Origin of the sequence: Leclercia sp. UBA5958, from assembly GCF_002430365.1 — a bacterium.
Taxonomy (GTDB): domain Bacteria; phylum Pseudomonadota; class Gammaproteobacteria; order Enterobacterales; family Enterobacteriaceae; genus Enterobacter; species Enterobacter pneumoniae.
Window position 1 is genome coordinate 523646 of the sequence record NZ_DJCE01000011.1, and the last position, 12726, is coordinate 536371.

The 12726-nt window shown below is 57.6% G+C and carries 6 protein-coding genes; 2 read left to right on the forward strand and 4 right to left on the reverse strand.

Annotated elements, in window-relative coordinates:
• Window positions 1-268: 268 nt before the first annotated feature.
• From B2Q93_RS18015 to B2Q93_RS18030, 4 genes are all read right to left on the reverse strand, one after another.
• A complete protein-coding gene (locus B2Q93_RS18015; RefSeq protein WP_040074516.1) occupies window positions 269-1435 on the reverse strand; it encodes a bifunctional tRNA (adenosine(37)-C2)-methyltransferase TrmG/ribosomal RNA large subunit methyltransferase RlmN in 1167 nt (388 codons plus the stop codon).
• Window positions 1436-1604: 169 nt separating this feature from the next.
• Complete coding sequence (gene ndk, locus B2Q93_RS18020; RefSeq protein ID WP_003860625.1) at window positions 1605-2036, reverse strand: nucleoside-diphosphate kinase; 432 nt, start codon at window positions 2034-2036, stop codon at window positions 1605-1607.
• A gap of 161 nt (window positions 2037-2197) precedes the next feature.
• Window positions 2198-4522, reverse strand: a complete 2325-nt coding sequence (gene pbpC / locus B2Q93_RS18025; RefSeq protein ID WP_286933961.1) for a peptidoglycan glycosyltransferase PbpC — start codon at window positions 4520-4522, stop codon at window positions 2198-2200.
• A gap of 1 nt (window position 4523) precedes the next feature.
• On the reverse strand, window positions 4524-9482 hold the full coding sequence (locus B2Q93_RS18030) for an alpha-2-macroglobulin family protein (RefSeq protein WP_286933962.1): 4959 nt from the start codon (window positions 9480-9482) through the stop codon (window positions 4524-4526).
• A 286-nt stretch (window positions 9483-9768) separates the two neighbouring features.
• Between B2Q93_RS18030 and B2Q93_RS18035 the strand changes: the two genes are divergently transcribed.
• Together B2Q93_RS18035 and B2Q93_RS18040 are read left to right on the forward strand one after the other, a co-directional pair.
• On the forward strand, window positions 9769-11313 hold the full coding sequence (locus B2Q93_RS18035) for a PTS transporter subunit EIIC (RefSeq protein WP_286933963.1): 1545 nt from the start codon (window positions 9769-9771) through the stop codon (window positions 11311-11313).
• A 12-nt stretch (window positions 11314-11325) separates the two neighbouring features.
• The gene (locus B2Q93_RS18040; protein ID WP_046884554.1) at window positions 11326-12690 is read left to right on the forward strand and encodes a 6-phospho-alpha-glucosidase; all 1365 of its coding nucleotides are present in this window, start codon (window positions 11326-11328) and stop codon (window positions 12688-12690) included.
• The last annotated feature ends 36 nt before the right edge of the window (window positions 12691-12726 follow it).

The following is a 12726-nucleotide window of genomic DNA, read 5'->3' on the forward strand; positions in this document are numbered from 1 at the left end:
AATTAAGGATCCAGGTGCCGGTGAGTCACAATGCTACCCGCACCGCGAAACTTCTGGTCAGTTAACCTTAGTAAGACAGTCCTGGACTGTCAGGTTTTTGTTGACAGAAGAGGCCTGCCCGCGAGGCTAAACTGTTGTTGCGTCGTTACATACTGCCCTAAAGTCATCAGAAACGCACCGTAATTATTTCCCCTTCACTCGCACACGGAATGATTATGCGCGTGAGACGCCGTCACCGCGCAAAACCTGCGCGGTGACGGCATAAGGATTAGACGGCTTTGACCGCAATCGACTCGCCCTGCATGCGTTTACGCAGCGTGCGTTTGGTACGGTCAATGACGTCACCCGCCAGCTGACCACAGGCGGCATCGATATCATCACCGCGAGTTTTACGCACGATAGTGGTGAAACCGTACTCCATCAGAACTTTGGAGAAACGGTCGATGCGGCTGTTAGAGCTACGGCCATACGGCGCGCCAGGGAACGGGTTCCATGGGATCAGGTTGATCTTGCATGGCGTATCTTTCAGCAGCTCGGCTAACTCATGCGCATGCTCGGTACCGTCGTTCACATGATCCAGCATCACGTACTCAATGGTCACGCGGCCCTGGTTAGCGTTGGACTTCTCCAGATAGCGGCGTACACCGGCAAGGAAAGCTTCGATATTGTACTTTTTGTTGATTGGTACAATTTCGTCACGAATTTCGTCGTTAGGTGCGTGCAGGGAGATAGCCAGCGCCACGTCGATCATGTCACCCAGTTTATCCAGCGCAGGCACAACGCCTGAGGTAGAGAGGGTAACGCGACGTTTAGACAGACCAAAGCCGAAGTCGTCGAGCATGATCTCCATGGCCGGCACAACGTTCGTCAGGTTGAGCAGCGGTTCGCCCATGCCCATCATCACAACGTTCGTAATCGGACGGGTACCGGTCACTTTTGCCGCACCGACGATTTTCGCCGCACGCCAGACCTGGCCAATAATTTCGGACACGCGCAGGTTGCGGTTAAAGCCTTGCTGAGCCGTAGAGCAGAATTTACACTCCAGCGCGCAGCCAACTTGTGAAGAGACACACAGCGTTGCACGATCGTCTTCCGGAATGTAGACCGTTTCAACACGCTGATCGCCCACGGCGATGGCCCACTTAATGGTGCCGTCAGAAGAGCGTTGCTCTTCTACGACTTCCGGCGCGCGAATCTCAGCCACTTCTTTAAGCTTGTTACGCAGCACTTTATTGATGTCAGTCATGTCATCAAAGTTGTCGCTGCAATAGTGGTACATCCATTTCATGACCTGATCGGCACGAAATGGCTTCTCGCCCATCTCTTTAAAGAACTCGCGCATCTGCTGACGGTTCAGATCCAGCAGGTTAATTTTTCCATTTTTATTTGGAACCGCAGGCGTGGCGATTTCGGAGGTGTTCACTAATTCAGACATAATTTTTTCCGGCCTCGTTGTTACACGTTATGGCCCGTGGAGGGTTGAAAAGAAACGCCCCGGAAAGCAGTGTGCTCATCCGGGGCGTTGCATTGTACAAAGTCTGGCGCAGGGATGCCACGTTTGCACGTGGCATTTACGAAAATAATGTGTAAACGAAACCGTTAAATTAACGGGTACGTGGACACACTTCGCCTTCTGCGAAGAAGAAAGCGATTTCACGGGCTGCTGATTCAACAGAGTCGGAACCGTGGGTGCCGTTCTCGGTGAAGCTGTCTGCGTAGTCAGCGCGCAGCGTACCCGCCAGGGCGTTGTCCGGGTTGGTTGCACCCAGCAGATCGCGGTGACGCTGAACCGCGTTTTCGCCTTCCAGTACAGAGACAACGATTGGGCCAGAGGTCATGAACTCTACCAGGCCGTCGAAGAATGGGCGACCTTCATGCTCAGCGTAGAAACCGCGAGCCTGCTCTACGGTCAGATGCAGCATTTTGGTGCCAACGATTTTGAACCCTGCAGATTCAAAGCGAGCAAAGATGCTGCCAATAACGTTTTTTGCCACCGCGTTTGGTTTGATGATGGAAAAAGTACGTTCAATAGCCATGATTACCTCTGTGATTTGTTATGTGGTTTGCATACAGCGTTAGACCTGGCGCGGATTATAATGAGCAATAGCGCCATTGCCTATGGATGGATGTAACATTTTTTTAAAATAAGACGAGTTTCAACAACAGAAACATTCAGAGACCCCTTTTCTCCGTTTACCTACTGCAGCGTAAAGTGCACAGTGGCCACCTGCCCGGCTTCATCCATCACCAGAAGTTGATACTCCCCGGCCTGTTCCAGTTTTAAGGTATAGGTCCGCCCTTGCGCATTGAGCGGTTCACCGTTTAAAAACCACCAGCGCTGCCCCGTACTGCCGCTAACCTGTAGCGGCAGCGACACGCGCGGCTCGCCCGGAAGACGCTTAACAACCGCCCCCTCCTGAATACCGGAAAGAATTAACGGCACTGGATCGTCCTGACTCAACGGCGGGCACTGCGTCGATGACAGCGGAATACGCTCCGCCCGCCGCTCTGTTCCCGGCAGCCACGGCTCCAGCGCCAGCGGCCAGACGTCGACTGTTTTCTGCCTCGCCTGCGGGCAATCTGCCGCGACCCGTTTACCGGCGCTATCCAGCCACAGCGGGAAGCGGATCCCTCGCATCCCCTCCTGCTCGGGCAGTAAAAGCGTAGGCGGCTGGCTGCCATCGAGCAGCCAGGTTGCCAGACGTCGACGGCAGTTATCATCCCCATCAGGCAATGCCTGGCCTCCAGGCCAGCAGATGACCCCGCGACCCACAGACGCAGGGCGCGGGTCGCGTGGGAGTCGAGCTTCATCCACCACCGAGTGCGATAGCAGCAAATTGTTCACCTGGTTAAGCAGCGGTACCGCGCTGGCATAGCCAAACTGCCCCGCCACCGGCGTGCCGTCCGGCCGACCGGTCCAGATGCCGATGACATAGCGGGCATTAACACCGATAGCCCAGGCATCGCGATAGCCATAGCTGGTGCCGGTCTTAACCGCCAGCGGCACCACCTGAGGCAACGCGCTATCTGGCAAAGGCTGGGCCTGGTTAGCCAGTATTCGACGAATGATCCACGCCGCCCCCGGCGTCATTAACGGGCGTTCAACCAGCGGATCGCCGGGTAACAGACGCAGTCGCGCGGCATTTCCATGCCGGGCAAAAGCACTGTAGGCGGCGACAATATCCTGCAGGCGTGCCCCCGCCCCGCCCAGAATCAGCGCCAGATTGGGCTGGGCTCCGGCGGGCAAGATGAGCGGTAAGCCGACGTTACGCAGCTTCCCGGCAAATTTTTTCGGTCCGTAGGCTTCCAGCACCTGTACCGCAGGGAGATTCAGCGAGCGTAGCAACGCCTCGCTCATACTGATTGGGCCATGGAATCCGCTATCGAAATTGCCAGGCCGATAATCGCCGGTGCGGCGAGGAACGTCCTGTAGCAGCGAGGCCGGATGGATCAGTCCGTCGTCCATCGCCAGGCCATAAACGAAGGGCTTCAGCACCGATCCCGGGGATCGGATTGCGCTCACCATATCCACATGACTGAAGCGACTGTCATCGTTAATGTCTACCGATCCCACCCAGCCGCGCACTTTCATCGTGGCGTGATCGACAACGATCATTGCCAGCGAGCTACGCGACGGCAGGCGCCCTTTCCAGTTCATTGCCAGCTCTTCAAGCTGGCGCTGCAAGGCGGCATCCAGCGTGGTGACAATTTTATCGTCGCGGCTTTTGCCCAGCATCATTCGCGAGAACAGCGGCGCCAGCTGCGGCATCTGACGCGGCGCCAGCCACACCGGCTCTTCACGGGATTCCCGCACCTGCTTCGCGCCCCACACCCCCTGGGTTTCCATCCGCGCCAGCACTTTGTTGCGCGCCGCTTCGGCGCGCCCGGGCCAGCGGTCAGGACGCAGACGGCTCGGCGCCTGCGGCAATACTGCCAGCAATGCCGCCTCGGAGTAGCTGAGCTGTGCCGGTGATTTGCCCAGGTAGGCCCAGCTTGCAGCCCCTACCCCCTGCAATGTGCCGCCAAAGGGGGCGCGATTGAGGTAGAGCGTCAGGATATCGCGCTTTGACAGGTGCCACTCCAGCTGCAGGGCACGCCAGAGTTGACGAATTTTGCCGCCAAAGGTGCGGGGATGTGGATCGAGAAGGCGCGCGACCTGCATGGTCAGGGTGCTCCCTCCGGAAACCACTCTGCCAGAGGTAAGATCTTGCCAGGCGGCACGCAGAACGGAAAAGGGGTTTACGCCCGGATGATCCCAGAACCAGCGATCTTCGTACTGGATCAGCGCTTCAAGATAGCGGGGAGAGACCTCTTCTATTGTGACCGGATAGCGCCAAATCCCTTCACTGTCGGCAAAGCGCCAGAGCGGCGTGCCCTGTTCGTCCACAACAACCCGCGCGGGATTAACCTCTTTTAACGGTAGCGGCCACAGGCGATCGGCGGTAACAACCAGCCCCCATATCAGCAGAATCGCCCCCGCCAGCCACAGCCAGCGGGAGCGCAATGGTGAAAGAACCGGCACGTTACGGGGCTACAGTCAGCGGGCCACTTGCCGCACCCGTTGCCCGCCACTGGGGAACGTACATCGATTCAACCATGGGGACCGGCACCTGATAGGTCCCCGGCGTCACGGCACGTGCCAGGTAGACCAGCGTAACGGGCTGGCCTTCATTCACCGGTACTGCGGCCACAAAACGGTCATCGCGAAACTCCATGTGCTGGATATCCGCCTGCTGCATCTGGTTTAACAGATTTTGCACTTCGCTACCGCTCTCCTGCAGGCTGGCGCTGCTGCTGGCCAGATTTTGATTTTCCAGCTCAAGACCGGCAGGGAGCAGATCAACCACCAGCGCATCCGGTACGTTCTGGCTGGCCTGCACCTCGAGCCAGACCAGTACCAGCTCACCGCTCTTCAGGGTAGAGAGATCTTTGCTTCTGCCATCGGTGGCCAGAATGTGGCGCTCGATTTTCAGCACCTTCGAGGAAGGCTGCGGCGCACGCTGTGGATAGCCGCTACTGTCGAGACGTACCCACAGCGGACTGGTGCCACTGTTAGTCACCTGCAGCGCAGCCAGCCGATCGCCATCGACATTGGTTACCTGCGGTTTGTCACCGTGCGCCGGCTCTTCTGCCAGGCTGGTGGTGGCCTGCCACGCACCAGAGAGCGTTTGTTGCGCGCGTCCGGCGAGGAACAGGGCATTACTCTCCTGGGTTGATAGCCAGCGCTGGCTGAATGCCTGCTGTACCAGGGCATTCAGCAGGGTGTTTTGTGCCTGCGGTAACAGAGAATTTTCCTGCAACAGCGCGAGCATCATGGCGTTATCACGCAGCTGACTGCCGTAATCCGCGATCCAGTTTTGCGACTCGATACGAGGGGTTTGCAGCGCAGCTTCCAGCGCCTGCTGGCTTCGTGGCGCATCTCCCATCATCTTCAACGCGATGCCTAACTGCATCAGCGGCAGACCCGATTTTGCCTGCGCATGCTTTTCCCATATTTCACGCAGCGCACCCAGCGGGGCTTTTTGCTGACGCGCCAGCACCAGCGCGGCATAAGCCTGCACCGCGAACTTACTGGCCTGGGTATCGTTACTGTAGCGAATAGAGATCATGCCCGGGTCCTGCAGATAACGCAGCAGACGGTTGTTAGCACTGTTTAGCGCCTCTGCCGGCACGCTATAGCCCTGCTCGCCCGCACGTACCAGGAAGTCAGTCACGTAGGCCGTCAGCCAGTACTCTTCCGGGCCGTTTTTATCCCAGAGCGCAAAACCGCCGTCATCCCGCTGCATCTGTAACAGACGCGAGATGCCTACATCAATGGCACCACGCCGTTTTTCATCGGTGTCACCTTTGATACCCAGCGCAGCCAGCTGCGCGGCATTGGTGTAGAGCGACGGGAAGAGTCCACTGGTAGTCTGCTCCAGGCAGCCATAAGGATAGGCCTGCAGTTCACGGATATAACGCGCGAGGTTGAGCGGCGGTTTACCGCTCAGCATCAGTTGCCCCTGCAACGTAGCAGGCGAGAAACCGGCAAGGTGTTGCCCTGGCGCAATCCAGCTCTCCCCCGGGTTGAGCATCGTACCCGAGTTAACCGTCTGTGCCGGGAAGGCCGGACGCACGCCGATTTTCCAGTTTTTACTCAACGGCGCGAAGGTTTCGCCGGGAAGCGACAGGCCATTGACCTGGGCCACTACCTCTCCGTCGCCATATCCCTCCAGCGCACGCACCGGGATGAATAGGGTGCTACGTGCACCGGGCGCCAGTTTTACGGGCTGCGGTTGCCCCCCTTCCAGCGCCAGTTTGCCGTGAACCGTTAACGCCACGTTCAGCGTCTGCGGCCGATCGGTCAAGTTAGTGAGATCCAGCGTCAGCCGCGAAATATCGCCGCTGGCGAGGAAGCGTGGGGTGTTGAGCTCAGCGATGACCGGTGCCGCGACCACGACCTTACTTTCGCCGCTGCCAAAGTCGTCGTCGGTCCAGGCTTGTGCCATCAGACGAAGCTCACCGTTAAAATCGCCGATCGGCATCGTAATGGTGCCTTCGCCGTTAGCATCCAGCTCAACCGGCTGCGCCTGCTGGGCGATGATGGTCACGTGATTAACAGGCGGTTTGCCGCCACGTTTGAGCTCATCGCCATCGCCGCCGAAGCGCAGGGAGGCCAGACGCCCCTGCCCCTCTATGACCTGGCCGTAGATGTCGTAAATATCGGCGCCGTAACGCTTCTGCCCAAAGAAGGCCTGCCAGGGATCCGGCGTGACATAGTCGGTAATGTTTAGCACGCCGCTGTCCACCGCCGAGAGCAGGACATTCACTTTCTGCGGCACCGCCCCCTCTTTAACGCTGGCTTTCACCTTCACCGTCACCGTCTGGTCAGGACGCATTTTTGGCGGGTTTTCCAGCGAAAGATTCAGACGACGGTTTTCATCCCCCATCGGCAAGTGCAGCAGGCCGACGGCGCGTTTTGGCGTGGCAGATTTAGACTTATCGCCGGGACGTACCACCAGCGTACTGAGGTAGAGGTCGTGGCGTTTCCAGGCTTTATCGACAGGAATAGAGAGCTCCAGCCCGTCGGCCGGAACATTGATCTCTTTCCACCATAGCGGCCCTTCGCTGGATTCGATCATCGCATAGCCTTTCCCGGCAGCCGGGGCGGCAATATGCAGCTTGATGGTATCGCCAGGCTGGTAAGCCGGTTTGTCTATCTTCAACGTAACGCGATCCGGGCGCGCCGCGCCGCTGCCTTCACTGTTATCTTGCCAGCTATAACCGGCCCAGAAACGGACGCTGCTGACGGTGTCGTTTGGCGCTTTTACTTCCAGACGATATGATCCCCACTCCACCGGGAAGCTCACTTTACCGGTCTCATCGGCCTTCAGATCCAGCGCCTGCTCCGCTTCGATCAGATCTTTTTGATCGTACTGGGACTGCCAGCCTTCGCTCTCTGACCAGTTCCAGAAGTAGTCACGACGCTCGCGGATAAGGCGAACCTGCAGACCTGAAACTGCTTTTTTGGCGCCGCTGGCATCGGTGTAAACAATATCGAAACCGGCCTGGCTATTTTCGTCCACGATGGGCTGCGTCACGGTGGTGTCGGTGCGGTAGTCATAGACCGCTTTGCTGGCGAACTGCGGGCGAATCCCCGCCAGCGTGTCCGCCGGCCAGATAGCCTGTTCAGCGCGACGTGTCACCGGGCGGCCACCGGACTCCAGCAGGCTGGCCTGCAAAATGAGCTGCAGCGGTGAGTGCGTCTCTTTCCACTGGCTCTCCGCGCTGACCTGCCCGCGCCCCTCGTCATTTAACGTGAGTTGAACTTCATCCAGACTGCGGCTCAGGTTCTCTTCAGCGATATCGCCAAACTGGAATCCCGGCAGTGCCGCGACCGCCTCACGCAGCGGGCGCAGGAACAGCTGCCCCTGTAGACTATTGCCGTTTGCGGGCGCGCCATACAGGTAATACCCGTTCACGTCGAAGCTGATATTGTCCTGCGGTTTAACAGGCGCTTTTTGCCCGCTGATATTCAGGGCCATCCGCTCCGGCATAAAGTCTTCGACGTGGAAATCCCACATCTGTTTTTGATTATCGCCGGTGCTGGCGCGGATGTGCCACATCCCGGTCTGGGCGCCGCTATCCAGCGCATAGTTAAAGCGATAGAGGCCATTTTCCGGCTGGCTCACGACGGTTCGCGCCACCTGTCCATCCGGGCGTAATACTTCCAGTTTTACCGGCTGGTCAGGCAAGGGTTTGCCATCACTGTCGCGCAGTAAGCCATTAAGAATTACCGTTTCTCCCGGCCGGTAGAGGTCACGCGGGCCAAACATAAAGAACTGTTTGCTAAAACCTGGCGCACCGGCAATAGCGAATTCGGCGAGGTCGAGAGCGGGCAGATTGAGGTCGAGAAGCGTGGTTTGCCCCTCTTTACGCGCCAGAATAAGCGCCGCTTCTTTATCCGTTTGCAGCACAGCGTGGCCATCGCCGTCGCTGGCGGCCTGAGCCAGCGTCTGGCCTTTGTCGTTGAGCAGCACGACATCAACGCCGGCCTGCGCGCCACCGTTTTCAATGCTCTGGGTAAAGATATCCAGCCGGTTGTGGTAGCGGTGAACCGACAGGCCAATATCGCTGAGGGTAAAGAGCGTGGCGGCATTGCTGTAATTGTAATGCCCCGCCTGGTTCATTACCGCCAGGTAAACACCGGCCTGCTGCAGCGGCGCGATATCACGCAGCGGTAACAGCAGTTTTTCACGGGTGTTACGCGCCGGGTTGAGGTCGAAGCGGCCGGTATAGACCAGCTCCGCCATTTTAAGCAAATTGTCGGATTCCCAGTTGGTCAGGGAGTTACGGTATTCCCACTGGCTGACAAATGCCGCCAGCGACTCCGGTTTCACCCGATAGAAATTGACGTCAACGTTGCTGACGTTCAGCGCCATGACCGGCAGCCCCTCTACCACCTTGCCCGGCAGCAGCGAGCCGCGGCTGGCAAAGCCGACGGTAGGCTCGATATCGCGCGTGGTTATCGCTTTTTCGTAGTCGCTATCGAAGGTGGCTTTATTCAGTGCCAGCAGGCCACGCTCAACGGTCACCACCAGATTGCGGTTGGGCTCCAGATGACGTAAACGGACCTCTTTCAGATTTGGCGCCAGTTCCCATGCGCCATCCACCTTGCCGCTTTTCTTGTCCACGACGTGGAGGGTTTTTGCGAAATCCTGGGAAGGATCGAGCGGCACCGAGAAGGTGAGCACCAGCGTCGATGCGCCGTCGAGCTGAATTTCCGACGCATCCAGCAGCGTCAGCGGCTTGCCCTGACTCTGTTCCGCCAGTTTTTGCAGCGTGGCATCGTCGGGTTTGGTCGCGGCCTTCGGTTCAGCAGGCGTTGCCGCAGCGGTTGCCGGCGCTTCTGCATGGGGTTTCTCGGTGTTGTCATCACAGCCGGCAAGCGTAAAGGCTGTCAGCAGCGCTATGGACAGCGCGGCGAGGCGAAACGGTTTCATCCTGCATCCCTGGCCTGAGAGGCCTGTTGGTCGTCGTCGGGTTAAGTATTATCCGCAAGTTTCATTAATACAAAAGCCCATTTTGAGGGGGCTGGAAAGCATCTCGCAAAATGGTATAGGGAACAGCGTCCACCCTGTTATACCGATCACAACCTGCATGGTTACATGTTACCTTTTAGGTCATTTGTTTTTAAAACAATAAGATAGCTGGCTAAGCTCCGTTAGCGCCTGCTAGTTTTATGCCTAAGACGCACCCCGAGTGCGCGGTTCAATAAGAGAGATAGCCATGAAACGAGCCGTGAACGCCCTACAAAATTTCGGAAAATCATTGTACGGACCGGTACTTATCCTGCCGATCGTTGGTCTGTTTATCGCCTTTGGTAACGTGCTGGGTAATGGCGCGCTTGCCGATTACCTGCCGTTTCTTGGGCATCCGTTGGTGCAGAGCCTTGGGCAGTTAATCGCCAAGTCTGCCGTTTCGGTGTTAGTAAACCTGGCGCTGGTATTCGCTGTAGGGATCCCTATCGGCCTGGCGACACGCGATAAAGGTTACGCGGCCCTGATCGGCCTGGTGACCTTTGTGGTCTTTATCAACGCCATGAACGTGACCCTGCAGTTACAAGGCGCGCTTGCCCCTGCCGATCAGATGAAAGCTGCCGGGCAGGCGATGGTACTCGGGGTACAAGTCCTGGAGATGGGCGTTTTCGCCGGGATCCTGACCGGCGCGCTGTCGGGCTACCTCTACAACAAATATTCCGGGGTACAGTTTAACGGGGCGATGGCCATCTACTCCGGTCACTGCTTCGTCGCTATCGTGATGCTGCCCGTCTCAATGCTGCTGGGCGTGGTGATGAGTGAGCTCTGGCCGTTCGCCCAGCATGGTATTAGCGCAATGGCGCTGGCCATTAAAGGGGCAGGCCCGTTTGGGGTGGCGGTGTATGGCTTCCTTGAACGTATCCTGGTGCCGACCGGTCTTCACCATCTGGTCTATACCCCGTTCCTCTATACCGAACTGGGCGGTACCCAGGAGGTATGCGGCACCACCTACCAGGGCGCGCGCAACATCTACTTTGCCGAAATGGCCTGTCCGGGCGTGAAGCAACTGAGCAGTACGGTGGTCTGGGATGCGCGCGGTATCAGCAAAATGTTTGGCCTGCCTGCGGCGGCGCTGGCGATGTACATGACCGCGAAGCCTGAGCGTAAAGCTGCGGCAAAAGCGATTCTGATCCCGGCAGCCCTCACCTCCCTTCTGGTGGGCGTGACCGAACCTATCGAGTTCTCCTTCCTGTTCGTCGCCCCGCTGCTGTTCGTGGTGCATGCGGTACTGACCGGGATTGGCATGATGCTCTTCTCCCTGTTTGGCGTTCACGCCATCGGTGCGAACGGCATTATCGATTTCATTCTTTATAACCTGCCGCTGGGCACCGAGAAGTCCAACTGGCCGATGTACATTTTGGTCGGGCTCATCATGTTTGCTCTCTACTTTGTGATTTTCCGCTTCCTGATTGTTCACTTCAACATGAAGACGCCGGGTCGGGAAGATGACGAGCAAGAGACCCGTCTCTATAGCAAGCAGGAGTATCAGGCGAAAGGCAATAACGACGGTCTGGGTGAATCCATTGTGATTGGCCTGGGCGGGCGCGAAAACATTGAAGTGGTGGATAACTGCTACACCCGCCTGCGCGTCACGGTAAAAGACGTGGCGATCATCGACGAGCCGCGACTGAAAGCGACGGGTGCGAAAGGCATTATCAAACAAGGTAACAATGTTCAGGTGGTCTACGGGCTGCATGTCAAAAAAATGCGAGAAGCCGTTGAGACGTTTCTCTGAAAGGAGCTAAAGATGTTTAAACCCCCATTCATTCTCTCTATCGCCGGCGGTGGCAGTACCTATACGCCGGGTATTGTGAAAAGCCTGATGGTGCGCCTGCAGGATTTCCCGCTGGCGGAGATTCGCCTCTACGACATCGATGAAGCACGCCAGAACACCATTGCGCCGGTGGTCGAGAAGGTGATTCGTGACCATAGCCAGAGCATCAAATTTACGGTCACCACCGACCCGGAAGTCGCCTTTAGCGGCGCCCACTTCATCTTCGCCCAGATGCGCGTTGGGCAGTATAAGATGCGCGAGCAGGATGAGAAGATCCCGCTGCGCCACGGCGTGGTTGGCCAGGAGACCTGTGGACCAGGCGGGCTGGCGTATGGCTTGCGTACGATCCTGCCGATGGTAGAGCTGATCGATTTGGTAGAGCGCCACGCCCACGAGAAAGCCTGGATCGTCAACTACTCTAACCCGGCGGCGATCGTCGCCGAAGGTGTACGTCGTCTTCGTCCTAACGCGCGGGTGCTGAATATCTGCGATATGCCGGTAGCGGCTATGCGCAATATGGGAGCGATTCTGGGCGTTGATCGTCATAAGCTGGAGGTGGACTATTTTGGTCTGAACCATTTCGGCTGGTTTACCCGCGTGCTGGTAGACGGCGAAGACAGACTGCCAGAGCTGCGTCGCCATATCGCTAAATTTGGCCTGCTAACGGAAGATGCCGCCAAAACCGACCCGCAACACTCAGATCCGTCATGGGTGAAGACCTGGCGCAACATTAAGCCAATTATGGATAACTTCCCCGAGTATTTGCCAAACCCGTATTTGCAGTATTACCTGATGCCGAACCAGATCGTCGAGCATCAAAATCCGGAGTACACGCGCGCTAACGAAGTGATGAACGGTCGTGAGAAAAAACTGTTTGCCGCCGCCGAAGAGTATCAACGTACCGGGATTTTGCCCGATGCGTTTCACGTGGGGGTGCACGGTGAGTTTATCGTTGATGTGGCCCGCTCGCTGGCGTTTAACCTGCGTCAGCGCCATCTGGTGATGGTGGAAAACCAGGGAGCGATTACCAACTTGCCGTACGATGCCGTGGTGGAAGTGCCCGCTTATATCACCTCTGAAGGGCCAGAGCCGATCCGCGTGGGGCAGGTTCCCCTGTTCCATCAGACGCTGTTGCAGCAGCAGCTCGCTTCGGAGCAGCTACTGGTGGAAGCGACCATCGAAGGCAGCTACGAAAAAGCGCTGCAGGCATTTACCCTGAACCGCACCGTGCCCACCATGGAGCACGCGAAAGCGATTCTGGATGAGATGATTGAAGCGAATCGTGAGTACTGGCCAGCGCTGCAAAAAGCCTGGCGGGATGGCGAAGCAGTGAAATAATACGGGCTTGCTCGCGAGTTGAACGTGGTTTGCTTG

Bases quoted from the DNA above. Each gene is read 5' to 3' on its own strand.
- B2Q93_RS18015 (WP_040074516.1), bottom strand. From the start codon at position 1,435: ATGTCTGAATTAGTGAACACCTCCGAAATCGCCACGCCTGCGGTTCCA.
- ndk (WP_003860625.1), bottom strand. From the start codon at position 2,036: ATGGCTATTGAACGTACTTTTTCCATCATCAAACCAAACGCGGTGGCA.
- B2Q93_RS18030 (WP_286933962.1), bottom strand. From the start codon at position 9,482: ATGAAACCGTTTCGCCTCGCCGCGCTGTCCATAGCGCTGCTGACAGCC.
- B2Q93_RS18035 (WP_286933963.1), top strand. From the start codon at position 9,769: ATGAAACGAGCCGTGAACGCCCTACAAAATTTCGGAAAATCATTGTAC.
- B2Q93_RS18040 (WP_046884554.1), top strand. From the start codon at position 11,326: ATGTTTAAACCCCCATTCATTCTCTCTATCGCCGGCGGTGGCAGTACC.